The following is a 24,231-nucleotide window of genomic DNA, read 5'->3' as shown; positions in this document are numbered from 1 at the left end:
CCGTATCAAGCTGTCTCTTTCAATAATGTGCCGGACATGAAGGCTGACGGTGCGACCGCGCTGCGATGGTGCTCGCGGTGGGCCGAGAGTTTGATGGCGAGGATTTTCTCATTCTGGTGCACCGTGACCGGGCCCAGCCGTTCGTAGTGGACTCCGTTGATTTTGTAATAGCGCTCCATGGTGCTGTTGACGATCCCGACGATGGCCTCTGCGCCCGCCAGGGCGGCCGTCTTGAGGCTTCTCCAGAACAACGGCATCGCCAATTGCGGTTCGCAGGTGGTGAAGCGAGTCATTTCCCAGACGGCTGGATGCTTGGGCGGCGCCCCGGCGCAGGCATGGCTGAACACCCCTTCAAGCAGGTTGGGGAGCGTGGTGGGAATCAGCCGGGCGCAGCCAACGATGGCGCGGTCTGCATTGAACGCCAGGAGGTAGCGGGCGTGTTCGGTGTCGTATTGATCCCATTCACAACCTGCCTGGCTCGGATGGGCGGGCAGCCGCCATCCGAGTTTCTCGACGAATTGTTCGTGCCGAAAGCGGCCGAGCATGAGTTTCAGCTCATCGTCCATTTCGCTCAGTGTGTGCTCTTCCATGTGCATTGCTGGGGTTCCTTAGGGATGGAGTGCAGTTTTATAGAGGACTTGCACAGGCTTGGCACCTGCAAGATCTGGTAGGGGCTTCGGTGGAATCGAGGTCAAGCCATTCGTTGGGGGAGCGTGTTTCGCCCAGGGCCAGCCCCAGCCGCCAACGATAGTTGTGCACGGTAATCGCCACGTGGTCGGGGTTGTCCAGGGCCTTGGCGCTGCGCTCGAAGGTGGCATCGTCGAAGGCCCAGCTGGGCGAGGCGGTTTGCCAGATCAGTTTGGCGAACGCATGGCGATTCTGTTCATAGCCAGCCTGGCCGCGTGGGGTCGCGAAGTAGTACTGGTACCACCACTGCAGCTCGGCGCTGGGTGGCAGCGGGGCTTTGGCGGCCTCCTGGCTGCTGATCAGGTAGCCACTGACTGACACCAGGGCTTTGACCCGCTCGGGCCACAGCGCCGCGACGATATCGGCGGTGCGTGCACCCCAGTCGAAGCCGGCGAGTACAGCGCGCCGGACATGCAGCGCATCCATGAACGCAATGACATCGCTGGCCAGCGCCGTGGGCTGGGCATTGCGTGGCGTTTGCGCGGACAGGAAGCGGGTCTGGCCGTAGCCGCGCACGTAGGGCACCAACACTCGGTACCCTTTTGCCGCCAGGTCAGGTGCAACTTGCTCAAAGCTGTGAATGTCATAGGGCCAGCCATGCAGCAGGATCACTACCGGGCCATCGGCTGGACCTTGCTCCACGTAGGACACGTCGAGCACGCCAGCGTTTATGTGTTTCAGCGGGCCGAAGTTGTCTGCCACCACTGTTGCCTCGGGCTGCGCGGGTGCAGCGGTGGCGAGGTTCACGGCCATCAACCCAAGCGGCAACAGGGCGCAGGCAAGCAGGGTATGGCGGGAACGGCGTGGCGGGGTGGTGGTCGAGTGATGGGCGGGCATCGGGCGTCTCCTTGGCAAAGCCAGCGGTGCGAGGTGATGGGGCCAGTAAAGATGACGCCTGTATCGCCGATATGTCCGAGTAGCCTGCAGGAAACGTTCTTGTGTATCAGGTCTCAATTTGTACACATAACGATACAAGTACCGTGCAGCGGCGGGATGTTCCGCCTCTGCTACGATCGATGGTTTTCCGGCCAAGGAGAGGCCCATGCATTACGTAGTCATCGAACCCCACCGCAGCGAGTACCCCCAGCCTATTCGCTTTGCCAAGGGCACCTTGCTGGACATCGGCCCGCGCTACGAAGGCGAGCCAGGCTGGCAGGACTGGTACCTGTGCACCTGCGCAGGCCAAGCGCCAGGCTGGGTGCCGGCGCAGCTGATCGAGCGGCTCAGCGTGTGCCAGGGTAGGGCGCTGGACCATTATTCAGCGCACGAGCTGGATGTCGACCCAGGGCAACGGGTGCAGATGGTGCGTCCGCTCAATGGCTGGGTCTGGTGCCGACGCCAGGGTAATGGCGAGTTGGGCTGGCTGCCTGCAGAAAAGCTTCAGAGGGTTTCCATCTGATCTGCTTTTTTTCCACAAACCTGAATCTGTAACCGTATCAGCCCAGGCCCGACAATATGCCCATCCCCGCATCACAACTGTAGAGGTTCCAATGGGCAAGCTGGCGCTGTTCCTGGGTGGTTTTCTGCTACTGACCATTCTGATTGGTATTCTTGGCACCATTCCGCCAAGCTGAGTTCAACTGCTTTCCTCCTGCGCGGCCCGTCTACTTCTTACGGCGGGCCCAATCTTTAGGCAAATGGCCACTCCCCCTCTTGTTGCACGGCTGGACCAGCGGTAGGTGCAAGTCATTCTCAAGTGCAAAAGGCTCGTGTAGTCTCCCGCCGCCGCTCATTCGGCGGTCTTTTTGCCTTGGAGTCGATACATTAATGGAATGCAAGAAAGGCACTTCAGCCATGCTGGAGTGGCGTAGCCGTTTTCTCGCCGAGGGCGCGCTTGATGAGCAGGGCTATGACCAGGCTCTGCGCTATGCCGAGGCGTTGGAGCAGGCCGGAGTAGTTAGCACGCAGGAATGGATCGAGCTGGTCAAGCTGGCCAATTCGGCATTGCTGCTTGAGCGATAAGTCTTTCTTTGTGCGGGGAAATCTGTCCACAAAAAACGTGGGTAGGTCTGTGGATAAAGTGCTGCAGGCCAGGCCCACGGCGGGCTCTGTTAAATTGAGCAGAAATTGAACAGCCGTTTTTGGCTCTGTTTCAACAGCCCATGCCTGCACGGCGCAGGGCTGCCAGCAAGTCACGCACCCGCGCCGGCAGTTCGCCAGCAGGGTACACGGCATGCATCTGTGGGTCCTGGCCGCTGCTCGACGTCAGGCGGTAATGCGGGCACACCCGCACCAGGCGCCCGACGTTGACCTGCGCCTCACCGACCCAGGCGGCCAGGCGAGCGATACCGGCGCCGGCCAGGGTGCTGTGGTACACCGCATGACCCGAGCCCAGGCGCAGCCTGGGCCTGGGGCGCAGGCTGGTGATCTGGCCGTCGCGACAGAAGTGCCAGGCCTTGAGGATACGTGGCGCGGTATGCAGGATCAGCGTATGCCCCTCCAGGTCCTCTGGATGCTGCGGTGTGCCGGCCAGGGCCAGGTACGCCGGGCTGGCATACAAATGGCGCTGGTAGGGCCACAGCGGATAACCGATCAGTTCGCTCGATTGCGGGAAGGCACCGCGCACCACGAAATCGAATTTGCCCTGCAGCGGGTCGAGGGCTTCGTCGCTGCACTGTACGTCCAGGGTCACTTGAGGGTGACAGCGGGAAAACTCGGCAAGCACCTGCGGCAGCACATGTTCCCCCAGCAGTTGTGGCACGGCAAAGCGGATCCAGCCCTGGGCGCTGCCGCTTAGCGCGGCCAGTTCATCGGCAGCATCGCGTTGCACATCCAGCAAGCGTTCGGCGTGTGGCAACAGGCGCTCGCCGGCTTCGGTCAGGGTCACGGCGTTGGCGTTGCGGTTGAGCAGCTTGCTGCCGGCATTGTCTTCCAGGGTTTGCACCGCGCGCGTAACTGCACTGGGTGAGCGCCCCAGTGCACGGGCGGCGGCTACGAAGCTGCGTTTGTGCGCCACGCTGACGAACGCTTGGATTTCTCGCAACATGTCCAATGCCATTGCCTGCTCCTTGTTGCAGTTATTGCAATATGGCATTTCAACACAACGGCACCACTTTGATTAGCCTTGCAGGCGTCTTCACTGCCTGGAACCGCGTCATGATGGATATTGCTGTGCTTTGCGTGTTCGCCTTCGCCGCTGGGCTGATCGATGCCGCCGTGGGTGGCGGCGGGCTGATCCAGATCCCTGCGTTGTTCAACGTGCTGCCCACCGCGCAACCGGCGGCATTGCTCGGCAGCAACAAGCTGGCGTCGGTATGTGGCACGGCCTTCGCGGCGCGTTCGTTCATCCGCAAGGTGACGCTGGACTGGGGGTTGATCGTGCCGGCGGCACTCAGCGCCTTTGTCATGTCGTTCGCCGGAGCTGCCACGGTGTCGCTGGTGCCCTCCAGCGTGATGCGCCCGGCTGTGCTGGTGCTGATCGTGCTGATGGCCATCTACACCTTCTGCAAGAAGGACTTCGGCACCCTGCACAGGCCTGCGCGGATCGGCCGCAAGGAGCAGTGCCTGGCGGTGCTGATCGGCGGTGCGATTGGCTTTTACGATGGCCTGTTCGGCCCGGGTACCGGTAGCTTCCTGATCTTCCTGTTCATCCGCTTCTTTGCCCTGGACTTCCTGCACGCTTCGGCGTCGGCCAAGGTGGTGAACATTGCCACCAACCTGGCGGCGCTGGTGTTCTTCGTACCGACGGGCAACGTGCTGTATGCCATCGCCTTGCCGATGGCGGTGTGCAACATCCTTGGTGCGCTGACCGGTACCTGGCTGGCCGTACGCAAGGGTGCCGGCTTTGTCCGCGGGCTGTTCCTGCTGCTGTTGTGTGTGCTGATCGCCAAGCTGTCGTGGGACTTGCTGGCCGGCTAGTTCAGACCACCTGGCGCTGTGCTTCGGCCTGTTCGACGCGGTTGCGGCCGTGGGCCTTGGCCCGGTACAGCGCCTGATCGGCACTCGCCAGCAGTTCGTCCAGGCTAGGGGCTGGCATGTCGGCATCGCAGCCAGCCAGGCCGATACTCACGGTAATCTGCAAGCGTTGGTCGGCCTGCATTACATGCAGGTCCTGCACGGCGCGGCGCAGGCGTTCGGCGGTGAACTTGGCCCGCTCTGGCGCAAGGCCGGGGATGATGACCGCGAATTCCTCACCGCCCAGGCGCGCGAACAGTTCGTCGTTGTGCAACTGATCCTGCAGGGTGCCGGCGAACTGGCGCAGCACCTGGTCACCGACCGCATGGCCATGAGCATCGTTGACCGACTTGAAATGGTCGATGTCCAGCATCATCAGGGTCAGCGGGAGCGCCTGGGCGTGCTGCTGGCGGCTGTCGAGCAGCGCGTTGGCACGACGGGTGAAAGCGCTGCGGGTGAGCACGCCGGTGAGGTGATCGATGGTGGCCTGGCGCGCCAGGCGGGCCATGAGGCTGCGGTTGGCCTGGCTGACGCAGGCCACCACCAGCGGCCCTAGCACCAGCATGGCGATGCCAAGGCGAGCCGACATCAGCGTGGTGACCCCCGGTTCGCTCTGCGGCACGCTGAAGTGCATGAGGTTTTGTGCCACCGCTACGATCAGTGTGCTCCCGGCCGTGAGCGTCAGTAGTGAAACCAGGAACGGTGAATAGGTCCAGGCACACCACAGCAACGCGGCAATCGGGAAGGCGATGGCCCCAGGCCCGCCAAACGCGATGCTGAACGCCAGCGAGGCCAACAGCACCAGCAACGGTGCCAGACGGATGGGCTGTGCACCGCCACGCACCAGGGCACGCAGCGAGGGCGCTGTAAGCATTACCGGCAGCACCAGCACGCTGGTCGAGAATTGTTCGCTGAACCAGGCGAGCCAGGTGGCACGCAACGACTGTTCGAACCAGGGGGCAGCCATTACCGCTGCCATGCTGGCTGCCACCATGGCGGCGGCGGCGCAGGCGGCGAACACGCTGAGCACGCCGTGTGGGGTGCGCATGCGCCGATGCAGCCGTGGCAAGCGAGAAAGCAACTGCCAGAGGGTGACCACCACGCCAAGATTGCACAAGTTGAACCACAGGGCCGGCACCCAGGCACTGCCGCACAGCAAGTCGGCGCCGACCATGGCCAGCCACACCAGGCTGAAGCCGGTAAACGTGGCTTGGCGGGGGTAGCGCAGCAGTACGCCGGCCAGTACCGCATTCACCGGCCAGAACAGCGACAGCGATTCGATCGGGCGTGCCAGGATGCCGCCCAGGGTAAGGGCAAAGGTCAGGCAAAGCAGAAAGACATAAGGCATCAAGCGCGATTGGGCTGGGAAAACCATGAACTCGACCGGCAAGCGGAAACGAAATCCAGGACAACGCCTTGAAGCACCTGGGGCAATAACCCGCAGTGTGTTTCGTCAGGGTAGTTGATGTCAATCTGCCGCGATCGGTCGAGATAATGGCAAATTGCCGCCACTCCCTGCCGCTATCCTCAAAGCCCGAAGAACCACGGCACCATCACGATGGTTACCAGCATTACCAGTATGGTGAACGGCACGCCGATTTTGACGAAGTCGGCGAAGCGGTATTGCCCCGGACCCAGCACCAGCGTGTTGACCGGCGATGAAATAGGCGTCATGAATGCCGCCGACGCGGCCAATGCCACGGTCATCGCGAATGGGTAGGGCGACATGCCCAGCTGCGCTGCAGTGCTGACGGCCACCGGTGCCATCAGCACTGCGGTGGCGGTGTTGGAAATAAACAACCCGATCACCGCCGTGACGGCGAACAGGCAGGCAAGAATGGCGCTGGGGCCGGCACCGCCCAGTACGCTGACAAGCCCGCCCACTGCCAGGTCGATACCGCCGGTTTTCTGTAGCGCCTGGGCAAAGGGCAGCATGCCGACGATCAGCACCAGGCTTTGCCAGTGGATAGCCCGGTAGGCGCTGTTCATGTCGATGCAACGGCCCGCGCCCATCAACAGGCAGCCGATCAGCGCGGCGATGACATTGGGCACCGCGCCGCTGACCATCAGCCCGACCATCACCGCCAGGCTCAGCAACGCCTGCGGCGCACGGGTGCGGGCGGGGGCGACCAGGTCGATTTCGGCGGGCAGGCTCAGTACCAGGAAGTCTTTGGGCTTGCTTTGCAACTGGCGTACAGCCTTCCACGGGCCGACCACCAGCAAGGTGTCGCCCAGGCGCAGCTTTTCCTCCACCAGTTGCTCTTCGATGGCCGCCTGCTCGCGGCGCAGGCCGACCACGTTGAGGTCATAGCGGGTGCGAAACGCCAGTTCGAGGATGCTCTTGCCGATCAGCTGCGAGCCCGGCGGTAGCGAGACCTCGGCCATGCCAAGCTCTTGGGACTGGTCGATGAAGTAGGCAGCCTTGAAGTGCAGCGGCTCCAGTTGCATGGCCTGGCACAGGCTGCGCAGGTCGTCGCGGTTTGCGAACAGGTCGAGCAGCAGCACGTCGCCCTGATGCAGCACGGTACTGGAGTCGGCAGCGATCACCCGCGTGGTGAACTTGTGCTGGCGTTCGATACCAATCACGTTGGCGCCGTGCCGGGTGCGCAGCTCCAGTTCGCCAAGGGTGTGCCCTATCAGGGGGGAATGGGGGCGGATGCGCAGGCGCCGTTCACGGCCGTTGAGCTTGTAGTCCAGCACCAGGTCCAGCAGGGTGCGGCGGCTTTCCACCCGGCCGTCCTTGCGTACCTCGCCGTTGAGCCAGTGCCGGGTCAGCAGCATGTAGCCAATGCCCAGCACCAGTACCACCAGGCCGAACGGGGTAAAGCTGAAGAAGCTGAAGCCTGCTTGGCCATTGCGTACCAGCTCGCTGTGTACCACCACGTTAGGCGGTGTGGCGACCAGGCTGAGCATGCCGCTTATGAGGCCGGCAAAGGCCAGTGGCATCATCAGGCGGCTGGGCGAAATCTGCAGGCGCGCGGCGATGCTCAGCACCACCGGGATGAAAATGGCTACCACACCGGTAGAACTCATCATCGACCCGAGCCCGGCCACGGCCACCATCAGCAGCACCAACAGGCGCGCTTCGCTGTTACCGGCCCGCTCGCTCATCCATTCGCCGATGCGGTAGGCAATGCCGGTGCGCACCAGGCCTTCACCGATCACGAACAGGGCAGCGATCAGCACCACGTTGGGGTCGCTGAAACCGGCCAAGGCCTGTTCCACGGTGAGGATGCCAAGCAGCGGCAGGGCAAGAATCACCAGCAGCGCGACCACGTCCATGCGTGGGCGGTTGATGACGAAGAGGAAAATGACGATGGCCAGCAGGCCGAGGACCCAGAGTAGCTCTTGGTTCATGGGGAGGGGGTGTTCCTTCACACGGAGGCACGATAGACAGTAGCAGCCAGTGTGCCAGCGTGTCGTGAAGGAGGTGTTGATGTGCTGCAACCAAAAGGGCCGCTATGCGGCCCTTCATTCACGTAATCAGTGACGGTGGCGGTGGTGCTTCTTGCTGCCGCGGTTTTCGTCGCCCAGATGGTTGCCAAGGGCACCACCGGCGGCGCCGCCCAGGCCGGCACCTACGGTCGAACCGGTCTTGCCGCCTACTGCACCGCCCAGCAGCGAGCCGCCAGCCGAACCCAGGCCACCGCCGATGGCAGCTTCGGTGCGGTTGCCCTTGCGTGCACCGACAGCACTGCCGGCCGCGCCGCCAACGCCGGCGCCAATGGCCGCGCCAGTCTTGCCGCCAAGCTGTTGACCAACAACGTTGCCCAGGACACCACCCAGGCCGCCGCCAATGGCGGCAGTACCGTCACCGGCGAAAGCGCCCTGGCACAGCAGCAGGCCGAGGGCAAGGGAAGGCAGAGTCAGACGCATGATACGAACCTCAAAGGAATCATCAGGATAAGTTGCCGCGCAACGGGCGGCGGGTCAGGGCTGAAAAGACGCTTCAGCGGTAGTAGCGGTCACCGCGGTATTGCCGATTGTCATCATCGTCATCGTCGCGGTCATGCCGATGGTGGTGGCGATGGTCACGGTCGCGGTCACGCCAGCCATCGTCATCGTCGTGGTAGCGATGGCTGTGGCAACCTGCGGTCAGCAGGACAACGGCAACCAGCGAAAGGCTTGCAAGACGGGTGCTCACGATATAGGTCCTTGATCCGCATAGGTTTACGGGACACCTCCTGAGACTGGGATCGCTCCATTTGGTTTCCCGGGCGGTTAAAAAATTGTGCTGACAGCGATGAGCGGCGTGCTTGCGGGTTGCTGTTCTGTCCCGTTCGGTCATGGCCGAGCGGCCAATGCCCCTCTAAACTGTGGGGTAAGCCGCAGTCAAGACGGCAACCTGCCACACGGTGAATCACGATGATCGCCCACACCCCCACGTTGTTCGCCGCCGTTGCCCTGGTGGCAACCATCCTGGCCTTCTGCTTGCTGCTGGTCGGGCGCAGCAACCGCCGCGACAACCTGATGCTGACTGGCTGCGGGCTGCTGGTGCATGCCTTGGCTTATGTCTGCTACACCGTCTATGCCCAAGCCCCTTTGTGGCTCAGCTATGGCGTGGGCAACAGCCTGCTGTCGCTGGCCCTGGCGTTCTACACGGCCAGCTTGTTCCGGGTGCGTGAGCAGGTAGTGCCCTGGCGTGTCATCTTCGTCATACCGGCCTGCATGCTGGTGGGGCTGATGCTGCTGCTCGATACGCTGGAACCGCGCATGCTGCTGGCGACCCTGGTGCTGATGCTGCAGTGCGCGATGATCTTGTATTGGGCGTGGCGTTATGCCGAGCGGCCGGGCAGGGCCCATCTGTTGCTGGAGATTGGCGCGTTGATCAGCCTGGTGGGCCTGGGTATGCGTGTGGTGGCGGTGGCCAATGGCACGGCGGTGGAAATGCGCTATGACACCAGCAACCTCAAACAGAGCATTTCTGTGGCCATCGGCACCGCCACGGTGATGATGTACTCGATCGGCTTGGTGCTCCTGGCCAAGGAGCGTAGCGAATCGCGCCTGCAGCACCTCGCTCTGCGTGATGTGCTGACCGGTACCTACAATCGCCGGGCGATCCTCGAACGCTTCGGCGTCGAACTGGACCGTGCACGCGATCAGCAGGGCAGTCTGGCGGTGGCGATGATCGACATTGACCATTTCAAACGCATCAATGACCTGTATGGGCATCTGGCTGGCGATGAGGTGTTATGCCACTGCGTGCGCCAGTTGCAGCAGCGCCTGCGCCAGGGTGACAGCCTTGGTCGTTACGGCGGCGAAGAGTTTCTGTTGCTGTTGCCCGGCACCGACCGCACCGGTGCAATGGCCGCCCTGCAAGGGCTGCGCGAGGCCATTGCGCGCAGCCCGGCGCGTTTTGCCGGTGACCAGATCGAACTGCGTTTCAGCGTAGGCCTGTGGTGCGGCGTGCCGTGCCCAGGGGACAGTACTGCCAGCTTGCTGGCCCAGGCCGATGCGGCGCTGTACCAGGCCAAGGCCGCTGGGCGCAACACGGTGCACATGGCGGCATTGGTCGAGGCGAGTTGACTGTACGCAACCGTTCACGCGCGCTACCCGGCAGTGCTAGAGTCGCCTTCTTTTTTACCTTGAGGATGGAACATGCGTGCGATTCTGCCGATGGCCGCGGCGCTGATGCTGGTCGGTTGTGCTTCTGCGACCATGGAGACGGCACGCGGCGGCAAGCCGATGGCGCAGCTCGACTCGCACAAGGCGCCAGAGTTGGTTGCCCAGTGCATCCAGTTCAGCTGGCAGGAAGAGAAGGTGTTCGGTGACGACGCCAGTGGCTACCTGGAGCCGCGCAAGCAGGGTGGGTTCACTGTGTATACCCGTGAGGCCGAGGCGTTCGTGGACGTTTACCCGCAGGCGGGTGGGGCGAGGGTGGATTACTACGCGCAGAAGAACGACGGGGTGGCATTGCAGCGGCGGGCGGCTGCGGCGACCTGTTTGTAACGGCTTGAACCGATTCTGCGAGAACGACTTTTACAATTTTTAGCAAGGCAGTGGTGTCCTGGAGGTGCAGGTGACGGCTAGCATGAGCCGCTACCACTCAAGGAAGACACCATGGACCGTTCACTGCAACTCAACCGCGTCAGCTGGGACGAACGTGCCCCGCTGCACGCCGCGTCGAAGGACTATGAAGTCGAACGCCTGGTCCAGCAACCTGGGCACCTGTCTGAAACCGTGCGCTTCGACCTGCCATTGCTCGGCGATATCGAGGGGCTCGACGCTGTCCACCTGCAGTGCCACATCGGCACCGACACGCTCTCGCTGGCGCGCCTTGGTGCCAAGGTTTGCGGCCTGGATTACTCCGCGGCTTCGCTGGCCGAGGCGCGGGCATTGGCCGGGCGTTGCGCGGTGCCCATCGACTATGTCGAATCCGACGTCTATGCCGCCGACCAGGTACTGCCGGCAGGTACTTTCGACCTGGTCTATACCGGCATTGGCGCGCTCTGCTGGCTGCCCCGCATCGAGCCATGGGCACGCACCGTCGCAGCCCTGCTCAAACCGGGCGGGCGGCTGTTCTTGCGCGATGGGCACCCAATGTTGATGGCTGTCAACGAAGACCACCAGGACCGACTGCAGCTGGAATACTCGTACTTCGAGCACGAAGCGCCGACGGTGTGGCACAACGACCAGACCTACGTCGAAACCGAGCAACGCCTGGCCCACACCGAAACCCACGAATGGAACCACGGCTTGGGTGAGGTGATCACTGCCTTGCTGGCCCACGGCCTGCAGCTGACTGCGTTGGTCGAGCACCAGAGCATCCCCTGGGAGGCGCTGCCAGGGCAGATGGTCAAGGGCGACGACGGTGAGTATCGCCTGCGCGAGCAGCCCGCACGCCTGCCCCTGAGCTACACCCTGGTGGCGGTAAAGGCTTGATCAGGACAGGAAGCCACCGTCGACATTGAGCGCGGTACCGGTGGTGTAGCTGGAGGCATCGCTGGCCAAGTACAGCACTGCGCCGGCCATTTCCTTGGGGTCGGCCACGCGCTTGAGCGGGATCTGCTGCAAGGCGGCATTGAGGATGGCGTCGTTCTTCACCAGTGCCGAAGCGAACTTGGTATCGGTCAGGCCAGGCAGCAGGGCGTTGCAGCGAATGCCGAACGGCGCGCATTCTTTGGCGAACACCTTGGTCATGTTGATGACTGCCGCCTTGGTCACCGAATAGATACCCTGGAAAAGCCCAGGCGAAACCCCGTTGATCGACGCCACGTTGATGATGCTGCCGCCGCCGTTCTCGCGCATCAGCTTGCCGGCCTCCACCGACATGAAGAAGTAACCACGGATGTTCACGTCCACGGTCTTCTGGAACGCTCCTGGGTCGGTGTCCAGCACGTTACAGAACTGCGGGTTGGTGGCGGCGTTGTTGACCAGCACGTCCAGGCGCCCGAACTGTTCGCGAATGCCGGCGAACACCTGCTGGATCTGCTCCAGTTCACCAATGTGGCAGGCCACTGCCGTGGCCTTGCCGCCGGCGGCGATGATGGCGTCGGCCACCTGTTGGCAACCGTCGAGCTTGCGACTGGAAACGATCACGTGGGCCCCTTGCTGCGCCAGCAAGTGGGCGATGGCCTCGCCGATGCCTCGGCTGGCGCCGGAAACAAAAGCAATCTTGCCGTCGAGGTCGAACAGGTGGGTCTTGGACATGCTGTTTTCCTTGTTATCCGTCGTCGTGGCGGTGCTCAGAGGCTGGACTTGGCGATGACCTGCAGGGACATTTGCTCCAGCAAGCGGTTCATGTGGATGAACTGGGCGAAACGTTTGTCCTGGGTCTGGCCGTGGTAAAAGCGGTAGTAGATTTGCTGGACGATGCCCGCCAGGCGGAACAGGCCATAGCAATAGTAGTAATCGAAGTTGTCCAGGCGGATACCGGCGCGCTCGGCGTAGTAGTCGACGAACTGGCGGCGGCTGAGCATGCCCGGCGCGTTGCTTGGCTGGCGGCGCATCAGTTGCACCGGCGCTGGGTCGTCGGCTTCGATCCAATAGGCCAGGCTGTTGCCCAGGTCCATCAGCGGGTCGCCCAGGGTGGCCATTTCCCAGTCCAGCACGCCAATGATGCGCATGGGGTTGTCGGCGTCGAGGATCACGTTGTCGAAACGGTAGTCGTTGTGCACGATGCCGGGGCGCGGGTGATCGGCGGGCATTTTTTCCTGTAGCCAGGCGGTGACCTTTTCCCAGCGCGGCGCATCCGGGGTCAGGGCCTTTTCATAGCGGCTGGTCCAGCCCTCGATCTGACGCTGCACATAGCCTTCCGGTTTACCGAGGTCTGCCAGGCCGCAGGCGTTGTAGTCCACCTGGTGCAGCTCGACCAGGCGGTCGATGAAGCTTTTGCACAGGGCTTCGGTACGGCTGGGGTCGAGGTTCAGTTCGGCCGGGATGTCCGAGCGCAGGATGATGCCCTTGACCCGCTCCATCACATAGAACTCGCCGCCGATCAGGCTGCTGTCGGTGCAGTGCACATAGGCCTTGGGGCAGTAGGGGAAGCCGCTGTTCAGTTGGTTGAGGATACGGAACTCGCGCCCCATGTCGTGCGCCGACTTGGCTTTCTGGCCGAACGGTGGTCGTCGCAGCACGAAGTCGCGGCCTGGGTAGCTGACAAGGTAGGTAAGGTTGGAGGCGCCGCCAGGGAACTGGCTGATGCTCGGCAAGCCGTCCAGGCCAGGGATGTTGGCCTTCAGATAAGGGGCGATGACGGCCGCGTCGAGTTCTTCGCCGGGGCGTACCTGGGTGGACTGGTCGGTGAGCGTCATGCGTTTTCCTTATTTTCGATCGCAAGGACTATTGGCTAATCTAATGGCCTGCCGAGGCTGGAACAAGCATGCCAGTTGCCATATAGATGAGGGTGTTGCTGGTGGATCACTGCATCGAATGCAGGGCAAAAAAAAACCGAAGCCGGTCAGGCTTCGGTTTTTCGATCATCCGGTTTGCCCAGCCTTCAGGACGGGAACAGCTCGCTGAGCTTCATCGACAGCATCATGTCGCCTTCAACGCGCAGCTTGCCGCCCATGAAGGCCTGCATGCCGTCGGTTTCGCCGCTGACGATACCTTTCAGGGTTTCGCTGTCCATCACCAGGGTGCAGTTGGCATCCGGGTTTTCGCCTTCCTGCAGGTCGCAGGTGCCGTCTTTGACGATCAGCGCGTATTTCTTGCCTTCGTCGGTGATGTCGAAGCCGAACACCAGGTCCAGGCCGGCGGCAGCGGCTGGGTTGAACTTCTCTTGCATCTTCTTAACGGCATCAGCTACGGAGGTCATGGCGCATTCCTTATAGAGTGATTTACACGTCCCCGCAGGGACACAACAAGCCGGGCTTATCGGTAAGTGACAAGCTCCGGCGCCTTCAACAGCTGCACATGGGCCTGGCTGTTGAAGGAAGCCAGTGCCACGTCGCGGCCGCGAAACTTCAACTGGCTGAGCGACGTGTTGATGATCTGCCAGTTCAGCGTGAACGCCTGACTGGGGGTGATACGGGTAACCAGGTGGAGCAGGGCGGCAATGGTACCGCCCGAGGTGAAGATGGCGATATTGTCGCCGCTGCCGGCGGCATCCAGTACGCGTTGCAGGCCACCTTGAACGCGGGCGGTGAACGCCTGCCAGGTTTCCAGGCCATCGTCGACATGTTCGCCATCGTGCCAGCGCTGGACCATCAGCGCGAACAGGCGCTGGAACTCGCTGCGGTGCTGCGCGGCATTGCGCAGTACCTGCAAGGCATTAGGCTCGTCCGGCAACAGTGCGGGCAATAGGGCACGGATCACGCCGTCGGCATCGAACTCATTGAATGCGGCGTCGGTCTCAACAGCCGGCACTGGGCAACCATTGGCGTGCAGTGCCTGCAGCGCCAGGCGGGCGGTATCCTGTTGGCGGCGCAGGTCGCCTGCTACGCAGCGATCCAGCCGTATACCCAACTGGGCCAGGTGTTCACCCAGGGCCTGGCTTTGGCGCACGCCCACGGGCGAGAGGACGTCGTAGTCATCGGCACCGAAGGAGGCTTGGCCATGTCGGATCAGGTAGAGGTTGCCCACGAAAGGTTCCGGCCTGTTGGAGGTTGCTGCGAGGTTAGGATGCGGCACTCAGGCTGTCAACGAAAAAACATACAAGCGTTTGAAAAGGTTGTTTGAAAGATGTTGCCAGCGTTTACACCGGCTGGCAGCACTACAGACGCAACGGTATGCTTGCAACAGTTACGCGCCGCATTGGCGCAGGCATTCAAGGAGTCAACGTGGAGTTTCTTGCCGAATACGCAAGCTTTCTCGCTAAAACCGCCACCCTGGTCATCGCCATCCTCGTGGTGCTGTCGGCCATCGCCGGGCTGCGTGGCAAAGGGCGGCGCAAACCAGGTGGGCAATTGCAGGTCACCCGCCTGAACGAGTTCTACAAGGATTTGCGCGAGCGGCTGGAGTCCGGCCTGCTCGACAAGGCCCAGCTCAAGGCCCTGCGCAAGCAACAGGCCAAGGCGGAAAAACAGCAGAAGAAGGGCAAGGCCGAGGACAAGGGCCGGGTTTTCGTGTTGGACTTCGATGGCGACATCAAGGCCTCGGCCACTGAAAGCCTGCGCAACGAAATCACCGCGCTGTTGACCCTCGCCACCCCGCGGGACGAAGTGGTGCTACGCCTGGAAAGCGGCGGCGGCCTGGTGCATAGCTACGGCCTGGCTGCATCGCAGCTGGCGCGTATTCGTCAGGCGGGCATACCGCTGACCGTGTGCATCGACAAGGTGGCCGCCAGCGGCGGTTACATGATGGCCTGCATCGGCGAGAAGATCGTCAGCGCGCCATTCGCCGTGCTCGGTTCGATCGGCGTGGTGGCGCAACTGCCCAACGTCAATCGCCTGCTGAAGAAGCACGACATCGACTTTGAAGTGCTGACCGCTGGCGAGTACAAGCGCACCTTGACCGTGTTTGGTGAAAACACCGAGAAGGGCCGGGAGAAGTTCCAGGAAGACCTGGATATCACTCACCAGCTGTTCAAGGACTTCGTCGCCCGCTATCGACCGCAGTTGCACATCGACGAAGTGGCCACCGGAGAAGTCTGGCTGGGCGTGGCGGCACTCAACCGCAAGCTGGTAGACGAATTGCAGACCAGCGACGAGTACCTGAGCGAGCGTGCGCGCAACGCCAACCTGTTCCACCTGCATTATGCCGAGCGCAAGAGCTTGCAGGAGCGAATTGGCATGGCCGCCAGCGGCACCGTGGAGAACACGCTGGTGGGCTTGTGGAGTAAACTCGGCCGCCTGCGCTAACACCTTGAACCCGTTGAAATTTTTTTTCGTTCAGGGGGTTGCAAGGTTAAAGGAATGAAGACATAATGGCGCCCATCGAAACGCAGCAAACTTTGAAAAAGGTTCAGCGTTTCAAGGAGATAGCAAAGCGCAAGCAGCTAGATCCGACCTTTGAGGCCGAGTAGCAAAGTGGTTATGCTCCGGATTGCAAATCCGTCTACGCCGGTTCGATTCCGACCTCGGCCTCCACCATTCGAAAGCCCCGCAGATTAACGTCTGCGGGGCTTTTATTTGTGCCTCGAAAAAGCCATGAGTTCCGAAACTAAAGGCATGGAGTTCCGAAACTTCAGCCTTTTGATGGCTTGGTGATGGCGCCAACTCGGCGGTAAACGCGCTCGGTGATTCCTTCTTTCGAGTGGCAAAGTAGCAAGCTTGCGTCGGTCAGGTCACTGATCTCGGATGCTGCTTTGGGGCGTATATCTCTGAACTGGAATTGAGCAATTCGGTTAGCTAGTTCCGGTTGCTTATTACCTATTGCCTTTACCCGCGCCGACTCTCTGGCGTCCTGCCAGCGGTTGCGCAGCATCTCCCGCGACAATCGCTTGCCATTGCTGTTCAGGATGAAGAGCGGCTAGAGGTGGCTGTCGGGGATGCAGTGAATCCCTGAGCCGTAAAGGTGTGGATAGTCCAGCATGTGGCGCCGCGCTCATCGTCGTTGAAAGCTTGAATGCTTTTTGGAAGTTCGGTTGCGCTGGCGCCGGTGGCCAGCAGCAGGAGGCAGAGGGCGAGGCGGGTCATGGCTGCACCTGCCTGGCTGCGCGCCGCTGCTTGAGCAGGGTATACACCTCCTCTAGGCCGGCCTCGATTGGCACAACCTCGCGGTCGAAGTAGGCCTGAGTCTCGTTTTCTGGTGGCAGTTCGCTGGGGCCGGCAAGACCATTCCATATCCACTCCATCTCAGCTTCAGCGCCTCGGCCGTTCTGCCACTGATCACCGCGACGCGCACGCCGAGCAGGTAACGACCAAACAATAGGTTCAGCTCCTTAATCCACGTGACAGCCGCGTCGGAGTTGCCGCGCAGGGTTTTGATTTCTTCGATTAGGACAGACACAACAGCAGGATCAGCGAGCTCCAGATAGCGCTCGTCCGTGCCGAGCAAGGAAAAGTTGTCGATCATGCCCTTCCAGCCCTAGGAGCAGATCACATCCTCGGCAGCGGCCTTGGCTGCGACATGCAGGGCGTCCAGATCGATGGAGTCGAGGGCTGTTTTTTCTACAGGCACGGTCGTTCCTTGGCCGCCATATCACGGCAGTGAATAGAGGGGAGAGGGGTTACAGCTGGTCTGAGTACATTTGTGCGCCTGTGTTGCTCGCCCTGATTGGCCAGAGCGTTCAGTCGCTGGAAGGATGTGCCGGGGATGCTCTAATAAGGTTGATCTTGGGGCACCAGAACACAGATGGCGGTCAAGGACTCACAGATAACCTTGATGCAATCGTCGGAGTCCATCAGGTAGTCTTCTTGCGAACAGTGCTCCTGTTCTCGCTCTATGGCGGAGATCAGCCGCTCTGGCAGGTCAGCCAGCTTACTGTGAAGCTCGAAGATCTGTTTTTTTCGGCTACTGCAGAGAAACATCCCATTTGTCCTCGCGCCGCAAGGCCCTGCGGAGCATCTCGCAGGCCAGACCGATATCACCTGCATCGGTCATCGGCCCGACCGGAATAATTGGCAGCCCAGTCGCTGCCGCATCCCGCTCTGCCTCTTCTTTGGTCCACCAGATGTCAGTACCAACCGTCCAGGTTATAGGCTCGGGGTGTTGTGAGGCTGGTTGCGCCAGGACATCAATCAGCTCTGCTCGCGCTTTGGCTCGGGCAAGGTCAGTTGAGTCTCGCTGCGTCCGGTGAAAGCTGCGGATCGTCTCAAGCAGCCTCCTCGGCACGCTGACCATTTCGGTATTGCTGGATCGGTTTTCTGTGAGCATGGGGAAATCTCATGCGAGGATGTCAGATCGGGCTCTTAAGAAAATGCGAGATCCTTCCTGCGAGCTTATCCAGTAAAGAACTCTCCCAGCGATAGGGTTGACCTGTGGTGGCTAGTGGCCGCTATCATTTTGGGTTCAGTATTGGGAGGTTTGAAAATGGATGTCGCTCGGTGTACGAAGGATGGAATTACCTACACTGCCCCCGCATTTGAGGCGCTTGGTGAAAAGCGTGTTCAGGAGTACAGGCAATTACTTGTTTGCCCCAAATGTGGTGCAAGGGCTTTTTTTAGGAAAGAATCAACGAGCGGACAGGCTGCGTGTTTTGGCGCTAGGCCCCACGCATTGGGCTGCGACCTGGCGGCTGTGGAATCTCGATATCGTGGGGGGTCAGGGTTGCCCCAAGAAGAGCGAATCAACCATGGCGAGCGCATCGAGATCGATTTCGCTTTTGGTGCTCATGAAGTTACTCACGTAGATCCGGTAGAACCGACCGATCCCACAGGCAGGGGTGGGCGGTTTACAGGAGGGAATGGACGTAGGACGGCCATAATGCACAGGCGGCTTAGCACGCTGCTCAAAAACCTGATGCTTTCAGACCAGTTTCGGACTTCAGATCAAATCATAGCGTTGCCAGCGGGCCAATTTAGAGTCAGAGACTTCTTTGTCCCGTTCAGCGAAGCGATCAAGCCTTTAGTAGGCCAGTATCGAGGTTTCTGGGGGATGTTATCGGACGCGAGGTTTGGTTCCCAGGGCGAGGTTTGGCTAAACAGCGGTGGACAAAGCAACGTGAGCACAGTTGTAAACGCTACCCTGGTTAGCCATTTCGCTAATAGGTTCAAGCTCGCAGATACCGAAGATCTTGCTGGTGCATACGCACTCGTGTTCGGGACTTTGGGTTTGGGGTCGAGCGGTAAGCTTTACTTGGCTTGCAACGACCTACGCTACATTACAGTCAGCCTAGCGGATTGATAATTCGGCTACGAAGTAATGATGAAGGAGGGCGCGGGCGGACAGCGCCGTAGGGGCAGACCGCTTTACGCGCGTGGAGAACATGTTGCCGGGCTGTCTCGTACTCGCTGCTGACGATCCCAGCCAGGCCATCGACATCGCCGTCAGCGGCCTTGTTGCCAAGGTTCAGGTACACATTATCGCCGTAGGTGCGCGCGACGGCAGGACCTTCGGGGATTCGGTTTTGTAGAAGTAGCTCATGGCATTCTCCAAGTATGCGCCTCCCTCTGTGGCCGGATGCGGCATGGTGGTAATTTAGTTTTGGATAGGGTATTGATACTAGTTTTGCTGAACGACTAGGTAGGCAAATTTGGAAAATTTGAATCTCGATCTGTATGAGCGGCCATTACAGAAGGCTAGGCGCAGTTTCTTTGGTTGGGGCCTTCTGGCAGTCCTCACTCCGATAGTTGCTGCTGCAATCTGTTATCGGTTTGATGCGCCAAGCTCTTGGATTTCGCGATCTGGAGCGGTGATGGCTGGATTTGCGTATTTGTCCAGCCTGGGTGCGCAGGGTATGAGCGATGTCCTTATACCCAATGGTTACGCCGGACAAACCTTTGCTGATCTTCCAGAGCGATATGGCTCCCAGATTACGTTGTTCAAAAAAATTTCAGTCGTGCTCGTGTTGATCGGAACAGCAGTGTGGGGGTTTGGAGATTTAATTCCGACCGACACAATTAGCTGAAAAGTCACTCCTTACATTGGACCCGTAGGGCCTTGCTTGCCCGGAATTTCTCAAGCTTTCGCGCCACAGTTGGTAACACCGTTATTTTGTGGCGTGGGGATTCCAAAAGCGGCAGCGCACCGCCAGGGCCAAGGCCATGCAGATGATGAATGATCAGCGTCATCGCCTCGCCCTGTTCCTTGATCCCGGCCCACTCTATAAGCTCCAACAGGGTGTGGCCATCCCTTCAAATCAGCTCGGGAAGATCCAGCCCCTGCGTGCCGACATCCACATCGGTGACCACCACAGCGAGCCGCTGGGCCGAGTGGCGACCCAGGCATGGGTGTTCAACCCTGCACCTAGCCCTGACATTATCCCTTGATTGCACGACGCCAAGGTCAATGGCATGGCTCAACTCGGGATGAACATCAACGGGGTTGAGGATGTGGATGGCGCCCTGTATGGGCAGTCCTAGGTTCTGTACGAAAAGTAATGTCTTAGACACCGCCGCCAGCAGGCCAGCGTGACCATCGCCGCATAGCTTTTCGCGAGCTTGCAGTAACGGGTCGCCAGACGGCGGTGCTCTTTCAACCAGCCAAACAGCCGCTCGATAACGTTCCGTTCCCGATACTTGGGTTTATCGAATAGGCGCGGCAAACCCGGTTTAGGTTTGCGTTTCATGACTCGATAGGGAATCACAGGTTGCATGCGATAGCGGTCACAGTACTGCCGTAGAGACTCCGCGTCGTAGCCCTTGTCAGCAATCAACTTGCGGCATCGCTTACGCGGCCTGCCTCGTTCGGTGGGAATGTGGACGCCGTCCAGCAAGGGTTGGGCGTTGGAGATATCGCTGGCTTGTCCGCCAGAAAGGATGAAGTGCAGCGGCACACCTCGAGTGTCGCAGACCATGTGAATTTTCGTTGTTAACCCACCCCGGCTTCTCCCAAGTGCGTGGTCCGCTGGTTCTTCCGCCCCCCTTTTTTGCCTGCCCCAGAGGAGGCCCGGGTCGCTTTGACTGCCGTTGAGTCAATGCACCAGGTGTCCAGGTCGATCAAGCCTTGAGCGTTGAGTTTGACGTGCAGACGCTTGAGCATCTTGTTGAAGATTCCTTGGTTTCGCCAATCTCGAAAGCGCTGATAGACAGTGGACAAAGGGCCGAATCGCTCTGGCATGTCTCGCCATGCCGCACCGGAGCAAAGTACCAACAACACGCCATTCAACATCAAGCGATCATCGACTCTTGGGCGTCCGGTACGTCGATAAGCTGTAAAAAGATCAGCGACTAAATCCCAGTCTGCGTCGGAAAGTTCGTAGCGCTTGGGCATGGCAGAATCCTTTGCCTAAAAGGCGAGAACTCTACGGAAAATCGGGCCTCCAGAGTCGCTGGCGACATTTCAAAGGTTTTCATACAGAGCCTAGTAGAACCGTATTAGACAGATGCGACTCGCAGGCCGCTAACGGCGCGGCCTGACGTTCCCTTCTCGCACTACTGCTGCAGTACTGGAAGTTATTCAGGCCGGCGGCATCCACGGCTCAAGAGAAAAACCTCGCTTGGTCAGGTCATCCCGAGCCAGTTCAATGTCTAGTGTGAGTTCCTGTGGGTCTCGGTACACAGTCTTGCCCAGGCCCTCTCTGGTGGTAAGAGGGGTTCCATCGGAATCCTTAGCCTGGAAACCCAAGCTTTCCTTGTACTTGGTGAACTGGACCGCGTACTCGAATGGGGCGAATGCTGACTCGACGATTTCCTGGGCGGCTTCAGATGAGAGAACTTTCAAATTGGGTTCCTCCAGCTCGTACCAATTTCTGTACCAATGGCTGTGTTTTTGAGGGGGATGCAGTGTGGCAGGGAGGGCTGCAAGGCCCGTAAATACGGGCTTTCCTAACTTTCAGGAACTCTTCAAAACGAGCAAAACATCTCTGGAGTATGGCTGAACTCTACTAATTTTTCCCGCTGCATCATCCGCCACCGCCACCGCCACCACAGGGAAGGCTGCCGCGTCCGCCCTATGGTATTTTTCGACGCGCCGGGAGATAACTAGTACTGCCGTTAGATGGCAAGCTACTAGCGAGTGGCTTGTGTAATCAGGTATTGTTATTTGGTGTGGGAATGCACGCTTAAATTTTGGGGCTGTTGAATGGTAGCGCCAATTTATTGTTTTGATTTGATTGAGCTAAGGTGGCTGGATGTTGGTCGTAATTTGTATTTTTGCTGTAACTTTTGCTTCTTTTGTTGTGTTTAATTTTTGCAATGGGCGATATTCACGAGCTTCCGCAATATCTAGTTTTGCTACAATGATTGTTGCGGTTGGCGCGGCAGTCGTTGCAAATAATCAACTAGAAGAGTCAAGGGTTTCTTCCGTTAAGGATTTGTATAAGAGCTATTTGGAGATGGCGTTTGCTAATCCTAGGCTTTCTGCGGCATCTTATCCGCTTGAGAGTCCAGTATATAAAACTTTTAAGTCTGGTGAAGATCTTGAAAGATATGAGAACTATGTCGGGTTTTTAGTTTTTGCGGCGGAGGAGATTCTGGGGAATGATGAGCTTAAGAGTGAGCGTGGGTGGTGCGAAACGATTAGGGGTCAGTTTAAGTATCATGCTCTATATTTAAGTGATGATAAGTATAATATTAATCAAAACTCTACTGTTGTCGACGGGTTGATCGATGCTGCTGTAAATATGTATCTGCTTGAGAAGAAAATTTCGACGCCTGGTGATCACTCCTTAGAGAGGAGAGAACTGCAGAACCTCAAAAGTAACTGTCGAGTGTAAATCCGCTTGCCGGCCTTCGATAGGCCAAGCGATGAGGCTCAATTAAGGCGATAATCGATTTCAAAACTGAAACGGCGAGCCTTGCGGTGCGCGGCCTGTAGCCTTGCCGTTTCGTCATTGTTTTGGAATCGATTTCACCGTTGACCCCGCAAGTACTAAGCGTTCATGGTACGGTCTTGAAAACCGTTGCCAATCTCGAGTCTAACGGCGATTGCTTCAGATAAGCCTGTCTCGTCGGTAGGCGCCTGAGACTGCGGATAGGAGGGAGTCCAGTTCTGTACTGGTCGCAAACCGGGCTTCGAACTCCCCTTTTTCGCCAGAAAAAACGTACTCCGCACAATGGCAATCCTCTTCGCTCTCGTCGCAGTTGATGCAGGTGGGATTGCAAGCGTTGATCAGGGCATCGATCGGGTCATCATCATCGTCCCCGGAGTAAACTCCGAAATCCATATCGTTCATGCCACCTCGGGCGAACTCCGCAACTTCCTCCTCGCCTTCGAAGTGCCATGCGCATAGCGCTTCCAGGACGGGAAGAAGCACAACTCGGACGTAATCAAATCGAAATCCATCCAGAAGGCAAAGTATTCTCCCTTCGTGCTCGACTAGGCACTCAAAGCTGACCTGACCATACTGCTGTATTAAGCTTTTGTAACGCTTCGGCTCAATGCGTATGTGTTTCATGGCGTTGTTTACCGCGTCCACCAGGGGCATTTTGCCTTCCTTGATTCGACTGCCAGCTATTGCGTATTCAGTATCAAAGACTTTGAGTAGAGCTCCTCGAGGCTCCTTCATTCCGAGCGCCTGCCGGATAGCGATGATGTAGTCGATGGCGTGTGCGGCGCAGAGATTGGCTCCAATAACTTGATGCAACTTCAGGTTGCGCTTGTCAGAGGTGCTTCTCAGCTCTTTAAAAACTGGGACGAGGAGTGTGTCCAGGTACTTGAGATAATCGGCGCAGGCGCTTCTGCAGGTCTCGGAAAGTTCGTGATCCAGGCTGTCCGTCGAGTAGCTTTTGGTCATTGGGTGCTCCCGCTCAGCTGCTGATAAGGTTTATTGGGAGGATTGTATCCCCGATTACCCTAGGGCAGGGGGAGTGTGCTGGCGGGTGCAAGAGTTGAATAGGTCTTACAGAGGGTTAGGGCTGGTGTCAGCGAGAATGAGCAGCCGTGCGAAGCTTTGTCGCTCTGATCAAAATTTGGGGCACACCATGCGCCAGATCGGTGCTACTGCATAGCCCAGATCTGCTTCCTGGCCTGTCTCTCCAGCTATATTCACTTTGGGTCGAAAGCAACCATTTTCAGTTCCGCAACTCCTGATGTACCCCTTGATTTTAAAGGGCTGCAGCCGAAGTGGAAATGCGTCTATGCGGAACAAATTTTTTCGTAAGTTATTGAAATACAAGGAAACGCAGCTCGGATTACAAATCCGTCTACGCCGGTTCGATTCCGACCTCGGCCTCCACCATTCGAAAGCCCCGCAGATTAACGTCTGCGGGGTTTTTATTTGCCCGTTGGAAAAGCCGCTGTGTCCGCCTCGAATGCCTGTGGATCCTTGTAGGCCAGCTTGTTAGCATCCGTTTTTCATGTGTAACACGTTGACTGGCTAGCCCTCGGGTAAGCTTGCCCCGCAGACGAATTCATTCGACCCAAGCCGGTGCGATCCGTACTCGACCACGTAGCTAGCGCCGCGGCGCTCTGCCTCGACCTTGGCAGTGTGCTGATCGGCAAACACGTCGACAAAATGCCATGGGTGCCGGTCGCGTAGCACGCCCCATCCAAGCACCCAGCCTGGATTGCCTGGGTCAGGTGGGAGATTTTTGGCCAGGCTGCGAATCGCCATGTGCGTCCCTCGAAAGATGAGCGGTTTTCTTTGAACCTCGTGCCCCGATCATTTGTCATCACCAGAGATGAGCGTGCTTTTGTACCTAGGCATTTCCTCCAGCATTTCTGAAACCTTTGCAAGCTATCGTTGAACGTAACTCACCAACGACGGAGTCAGGGAATGGATTATTC

Annotated in this window: 27 protein-coding genes, 1 tRNA gene and 3 pseudogenes; 11 read left to right on the top strand and 20 right to left on the bottom strand. The window is 59.2% G+C overall.

Features of this window, described 5'->3' with window-relative positions; all coding sequences use genetic code 11:
* Positions 1-5: 5 nt before the first annotated feature.
* Together ACNQP3_RS18015 and ACNQP3_RS18010 are read right to left on the bottom strand one after the other, a co-directional pair.
* On the bottom strand, positions 6-596 hold the full coding sequence (locus ACNQP3_RS18015) for an acyl-homoserine-lactone synthase (RefSeq protein ID WP_038635110.1): 591 nt from the start codon (positions 594-596) through the stop codon (positions 6-8).
* 31 nt (positions 597-627) lie between these two features.
* Complete coding sequence (locus ACNQP3_RS18010; RefSeq protein WP_416470094.1) at positions 628-1,524, bottom strand: alpha/beta fold hydrolase; 897 nt, start codon at positions 1,522-1,524, stop codon at positions 628-630.
* A 205-nt stretch (positions 1,525-1,729) separates the two neighbouring features.
* On the opposite strand from ACNQP3_RS18010, the gene ACNQP3_RS18005 reads away from it, so the two are divergent.
* Both ACNQP3_RS18005 and ACNQP3_RS18000 read left to right on the top strand, forming a co-directional pair.
* On the top strand, positions 1,730-2,086 hold the full coding sequence (locus ACNQP3_RS18005; protein ID WP_012273177.1) for an SH3 domain-containing protein: 357 nt from the start codon (positions 1,730-1,732) through the stop codon (positions 2,084-2,086).
* A 368-nt stretch (positions 2,087-2,454) separates the two neighbouring features.
* Complete coding sequence (locus tag ACNQP3_RS18000; RefSeq protein WP_012273176.1) at positions 2,455-2,649, top strand: hypothetical protein; 195 nt, start codon at positions 2,455-2,457, stop codon at positions 2,647-2,649.
* 130 nt (positions 2,650-2,779) lie between these two features.
* On the opposite strand, the gene ACNQP3_RS17995 is transcribed toward ACNQP3_RS18000, so the two are convergent.
* Positions 2,780-3,685, bottom strand: a complete 906-nt coding sequence (locus tag ACNQP3_RS17995; RefSeq protein ID WP_012273175.1) for a LysR family transcriptional regulator — start codon at positions 3,683-3,685, stop codon at positions 2,780-2,782.
* Positions 3,686-3,783: 98 nt separating this feature from the next.
* Between ACNQP3_RS17995 and ACNQP3_RS17990 the strand changes: the two genes are divergently transcribed.
* Entirely contained in the window at positions 3,784-4,545 is a 762-nt protein-coding gene (locus ACNQP3_RS17990) for a sulfite exporter TauE/SafE family protein (RefSeq protein WP_060492743.1), read from the top strand.
* Between the two features lies 1 nt (position 4,546).
* Here the strand turns inward: ACNQP3_RS17990 and ACNQP3_RS17985 are convergent, their stop codons facing one another.
* The 4 genes from ACNQP3_RS17985 to ACNQP3_RS17970 all read right to left on the bottom strand — a co-directional run bounded on the left by ACNQP3_RS17985 (position 4,547) and on the right by ACNQP3_RS17970 (position 8,725).
* A complete protein-coding gene (locus ACNQP3_RS17985; protein ID WP_041166545.1) occupies positions 4,547-5,971 on the bottom strand; it encodes a GGDEF domain-containing protein in 1,425 nt (474 codons plus the stop codon).
* A 137-nt stretch (positions 5,972-6,108) separates the two neighbouring features.
* On the bottom strand, positions 6,109-7,938 hold the full coding sequence (locus tag ACNQP3_RS17980; protein ID WP_012273172.1) for an SLC13 family permease: 1,830 nt from the start codon (positions 7,936-7,938) through the stop codon (positions 6,109-6,111).
* Positions 7,939-8,064: 126 nt separating this feature from the next.
* Positions 8,065-8,457: a glycine zipper domain-containing protein gene (locus ACNQP3_RS17975; protein WP_012273171.1), complete on the bottom strand. Its 393-nt coding sequence runs from the start codon at positions 8,455-8,457 to the stop codon at positions 8,065-8,067.
* Between the two features lie 73 nt (positions 8,458-8,530).
* Positions 8,531-8,725: a hypothetical protein gene (locus ACNQP3_RS17970; RefSeq protein ID WP_041166544.1), complete on the bottom strand. Its 195-nt coding sequence runs from the start codon at positions 8,723-8,725 to the stop codon at positions 8,531-8,533.
* Positions 8,726-8,946: 221 nt separating this feature from the next.
* Between ACNQP3_RS17970 and ACNQP3_RS17965 the strand changes: the two genes are divergently transcribed.
* The 3 genes from ACNQP3_RS17965 to ACNQP3_RS17955 all read left to right on the top strand — a co-directional run bounded on the left by ACNQP3_RS17965 (position 8,947) and on the right by ACNQP3_RS17955 (position 11,463).
* Complete coding sequence (locus ACNQP3_RS17965; RefSeq protein WP_012273170.1) at positions 8,947-10,107, top strand: GGDEF domain-containing protein; 1,161 nt, start codon at positions 8,947-8,949, stop codon at positions 10,105-10,107.
* Positions 10,108-10,179: 72 nt separating this feature from the next.
* Entirely contained in the window at positions 10,180-10,530 is a 351-nt protein-coding gene (locus ACNQP3_RS17960) for a hypothetical protein (protein ID WP_060515780.1), read from the top strand.
* 111 nt (positions 10,531-10,641) lie between these two features.
* Entirely contained in the window at positions 10,642-11,463 is an 822-nt protein-coding gene (locus tag ACNQP3_RS17955) for a class I SAM-dependent methyltransferase (protein WP_060515779.1), read from the top strand.
* Here ACNQP3_RS17955 and ACNQP3_RS17950 read toward each other — a convergent pair whose 3' ends face one another.
* The 4 genes from ACNQP3_RS17950 to ACNQP3_RS17935 all read right to left on the bottom strand — a co-directional run bounded on the left by ACNQP3_RS17950 (position 11,464) and on the right by ACNQP3_RS17935 (position 14,604).
* The gene (locus ACNQP3_RS17950; protein WP_012273167.1) at positions 11,464-12,231 is read right to left on the bottom strand and encodes an SDR family oxidoreductase; all 768 of its coding nucleotides are present in this window, start codon (positions 12,229-12,231) and stop codon (positions 11,464-11,466) included. It lies immediately after the preceding gene.
* Positions 12,232-12,266: 35 nt separating this feature from the next.
* The gene (locus tag ACNQP3_RS17945; protein ID WP_012273166.1) at positions 12,267-13,334 is read right to left on the bottom strand and encodes a phosphotransferase family protein; all 1,068 of its coding nucleotides are present in this window, start codon (positions 13,332-13,334) and stop codon (positions 12,267-12,269) included.
* Between the two features lie 185 nt (positions 13,335-13,519).
* Entirely contained in the window at positions 13,520-13,837 is a 318-nt protein-coding gene (locus ACNQP3_RS17940; RefSeq protein ID WP_012273165.1) for an SCP2 sterol-binding domain-containing protein, read from the bottom strand.
* Between the two features lie 56 nt (positions 13,838-13,893).
* Positions 13,894-14,604, bottom strand: a complete 711-nt coding sequence (locus tag ACNQP3_RS17935; protein WP_012273164.1) for a histidine phosphatase family protein — start codon at positions 14,602-14,604, stop codon at positions 13,894-13,896.
* Positions 14,605-14,801: 197 nt separating this feature from the next.
* Here ACNQP3_RS17935 and sohB point away from each other — a divergent pair, with 197 nt between their 5' ends.
* Together sohB and ACNQP3_RS17925 are read left to right on the top strand one after the other, a co-directional pair.
* Positions 14,802-15,821, top strand: a complete 1,020-nt coding sequence (sohB, locus tag ACNQP3_RS17930) for a protease SohB (protein ID WP_012273163.1) — start codon at positions 14,802-14,804, stop codon at positions 15,819-15,821.
* A gap of 154 nt (positions 15,822-15,975) precedes the next feature.
* Positions 15,976-16,049, top strand: a tRNA-Cys gene (locus ACNQP3_RS17925).
* Between the two features lie 97 nt (positions 16,050-16,146).
* On the opposite strand, the pseudogene ACNQP3_RS17920 reads toward ACNQP3_RS17925, so the two are convergent.
* The 4 genes and pseudogenes from ACNQP3_RS17920 to ACNQP3_RS17905 form a co-directional block, all read right to left on the bottom strand.
* A pseudogene (locus tag ACNQP3_RS17920) lies at positions 16,147-16,431 on the bottom strand (integrase); the annotation flags it as partial.
* Entirely contained in the window at positions 16,416-16,598 is a 183-nt protein-coding gene (locus tag ACNQP3_RS17915) for a hypothetical protein (protein ID WP_264317316.1), read from the bottom strand. The gene ACNQP3_RS17915 and the pseudogene ACNQP3_RS17920, both read right to left, overlap by 16 nt.
* A 52-nt stretch (positions 16,599-16,650) precedes the next feature.
* Positions 16,651-16,977: a hypothetical protein gene (locus ACNQP3_RS17910; protein ID WP_264316306.1), complete on the bottom strand. Its 327-nt coding sequence runs from the start codon at positions 16,975-16,977 to the stop codon at positions 16,651-16,653.
* A gap of 438 nt (positions 16,978-17,415) precedes the next feature.
* Entirely contained in the window at positions 17,416-17,778 is a 363-nt protein-coding gene (locus ACNQP3_RS17905; RefSeq protein ID WP_264316305.1) for a hypothetical protein, read from the bottom strand.
* A gap of 1,318 nt (positions 17,779-19,096) precedes the next feature.
* On the opposite strand from ACNQP3_RS17905, the gene ACNQP3_RS17900 reads away from it, so the two are divergent.
* Positions 19,097-19,471 carry a hypothetical protein gene (locus ACNQP3_RS17900; RefSeq protein WP_264316304.1) on the top strand — a complete coding sequence of 125 codons (375 nt, stop codon included), beginning with the start codon at positions 19,097-19,099 and terminating at the stop codon, positions 19,469-19,471.
* Between the two features lie 4 nt (positions 19,472-19,475).
* Here ACNQP3_RS17900 and ACNQP3_RS17895 read toward each other — a convergent pair.
* Positions 19,476-19,682: pseudogene (locus tag ACNQP3_RS17895) on the bottom strand (hypothetical protein); the annotation flags it as partial.
* Here ACNQP3_RS17895 and ACNQP3_RS17890 point away from each other — a divergent pair.
* A pseudogene (locus ACNQP3_RS17890) lies at positions 19,617-19,925 on the top strand (hypothetical protein). The pseudogenes ACNQP3_RS17895 and ACNQP3_RS17890 overlap by 66 nt on opposite strands.
* Here the strand turns inward: ACNQP3_RS17890 and ACNQP3_RS17885 are convergent.
* Both ACNQP3_RS17885 and ACNQP3_RS17880 read right to left on the bottom strand, forming a co-directional pair.
* Positions 19,922-20,775, bottom strand: a protein-coding gene (locus ACNQP3_RS17885) for an IS5 family transposase (RefSeq protein WP_264316303.1) whose coding sequence is annotated in 2 segments (ribosomal slippage) — positions 19,922-20,421 and positions 20,421-20,775 — 855 coding nt in all. Because the reading frame shifts where the segments join, the coding sequence is not laid out codon by codon here. The pseudogene ACNQP3_RS17890 and the gene ACNQP3_RS17885 overlap by 4 nt on opposite strands.
* 186 nt (positions 20,776-20,961) lie before the next feature.
* Positions 20,962-21,225 (bottom strand): hypothetical protein, encoded by a 264-nt coding sequence (locus ACNQP3_RS17880; RefSeq protein ID WP_264316302.1) that lies wholly within the window; start codon positions 21,223-21,225, stop codon positions 20,962-20,964.
* 409 nt (positions 21,226-21,634) lie between these two features.
* Between ACNQP3_RS17880 and ACNQP3_RS17875 the strand changes: the two genes are divergently transcribed.
* Positions 21,635-22,219, top strand: coding sequence for a hypothetical protein (locus tag ACNQP3_RS17875; RefSeq protein WP_264316301.1), 585 nt, complete (start codon positions 21,635-21,637; stop codon positions 22,217-22,219).
* Between the two features lie 216 nt (positions 22,220-22,435).
* Here the strand turns inward: ACNQP3_RS17875 and ACNQP3_RS17870 are convergent, their stop codons facing one another.
* Both ACNQP3_RS17870 and ACNQP3_RS17865 read right to left on the bottom strand, forming a co-directional pair.
* A complete protein-coding gene (locus ACNQP3_RS17870; RefSeq protein ID WP_264316300.1) occupies positions 22,436-23,239 on the bottom strand; it encodes a hypothetical protein in 804 nt (267 codons plus the stop codon).
* 582 nt (positions 23,240-23,821) lie between these two features.
* Positions 23,822-24,058 (bottom strand): hypothetical protein, encoded by a 237-nt coding sequence (locus ACNQP3_RS17865; protein WP_264316299.1) that lies wholly within the window; start codon positions 24,056-24,058, stop codon positions 23,822-23,824.
* Between the last annotated feature and the right edge of the window lie 173 nt (positions 24,059-24,231).

Source organism: Pseudomonas sp. LFS074, from assembly GCF_047978165.1.
Taxonomy (GTDB): domain Bacteria; phylum Pseudomonadota; class Gammaproteobacteria; order Pseudomonadales; family Pseudomonadaceae; genus Aquipseudomonas; species Aquipseudomonas putida_P.
The sequence above is the reverse complement of the archived record's forward strand: the minus strand, read 5'-3'. Positions and strand labels throughout refer to the sequence as shown.

Bases quoted from the DNA above. Each gene is read 5' to 3' on its own strand.
- ACNQP3_RS17950 (WP_012273167.1), bottom strand. From the start codon at position 12,231: ATGTCCAAGACCCACCTGTTCGACCTCGACGGCAAGATTGCTTTTGTT.
- ACNQP3_RS17955 (WP_060515779.1), top strand. From the start codon at position 10,642: ATGGACCGTTCACTGCAACTCAACCGCGTCAGCTGGGACGAACGTGCC.
- ACNQP3_RS18005 (WP_012273177.1), top strand. From the start codon at position 1,730: ATGCATTACGTAGTCATCGAACCCCACCGCAGCGAGTACCCCCAGCCT.
- ACNQP3_RS17975 (WP_012273171.1), bottom strand. From the start codon at position 8,457: ATGCGTCTGACTCTGCCTTCCCTTGCCCTCGGCCTGCTGCTGTGCCAG.
- ACNQP3_RS17870 (WP_264316300.1), bottom strand. From the start codon at position 23,239: ATGACCAAAAGCTACTCGACGGACAGCCTGGATCACGAACTTTCCGAG.
- ACNQP3_RS17865 (WP_264316299.1), bottom strand. From the start codon at position 24,058: ATGGCGATTCGCAGCCTGGCCAAAAATCTCCCACCTGACCCAGGCAAT.
- ACNQP3_RS17875 (WP_264316301.1), top strand. From the start codon at position 21,635: ATGTTGGTCGTAATTTGTATTTTTGCTGTAACTTTTGCTTCTTTTGTT.
- ACNQP3_RS17990 (WP_060492743.1), top strand. From the start codon at position 3,784: ATGATGGATATTGCTGTGCTTTGCGTGTTCGCCTTCGCCGCTGGGCTG.
- ACNQP3_RS17905 (WP_264316305.1), bottom strand. From the start codon at position 17,778: ATGCTCACAGAAAACCGATCCAGCAATACCGAAATGGTCAGCGTGCCG.
- ACNQP3_RS18015 (WP_038635110.1), bottom strand. From the start codon at position 596: ATGCACATGGAAGAGCACACACTGAGCGAAATGGACGATGAGCTGAAA.
- ACNQP3_RS18010 (WP_416470094.1), bottom strand. From the start codon at position 1,524: ATGCCCGCCCATCACTCGACCACCACCCCGCCACGCCGTTCCCGCCAT.
- ACNQP3_RS17940 (WP_012273165.1), bottom strand. From the start codon at position 13,837: ATGACCTCCGTAGCTGATGCCGTTAAGAAGATGCAAGAGAAGTTCAAC.
- ACNQP3_RS17980 (WP_012273172.1), bottom strand. From the start codon at position 7,938: ATGAACCAAGAGCTACTCTGGGTCCTCGGCCTGCTGGCCATCGTCATT.
- ACNQP3_RS17910 (WP_264316306.1), bottom strand. From the start codon at position 16,977: ATGATCGACAACTTTTCCTTGCTCGGCACGGACGAGCGCTATCTGGAG.
- ACNQP3_RS17945 (WP_012273166.1), bottom strand. From the start codon at position 13,334: ATGACGCTCACCGACCAGTCCACCCAGGTACGCCCCGGCGAAGAACTC.
- ACNQP3_RS17995 (WP_012273175.1), bottom strand. From the start codon at position 3,685: ATGGCATTGGACATGTTGCGAGAAATCCAAGCGTTCGTCAGCGTGGCG.
- ACNQP3_RS17960 (WP_060515780.1), top strand. From the start codon at position 10,180: ATGCGTGCGATTCTGCCGATGGCCGCGGCGCTGATGCTGGTCGGTTGT.
- ACNQP3_RS17965 (WP_012273170.1), top strand. From the start codon at position 8,947: ATGATCGCCCACACCCCCACGTTGTTCGCCGCCGTTGCCCTGGTGGCA.
- ACNQP3_RS17915 (WP_264317316.1), bottom strand. From the start codon at position 16,598: ATGACCCGCCTCGCCCTCTGCCTCCTGCTGCTGGCCACCGGCGCCAGC.
- ACNQP3_RS18000 (WP_012273176.1), top strand. From the start codon at position 2,455: ATGGAATGCAAGAAAGGCACTTCAGCCATGCTGGAGTGGCGTAGCCGT.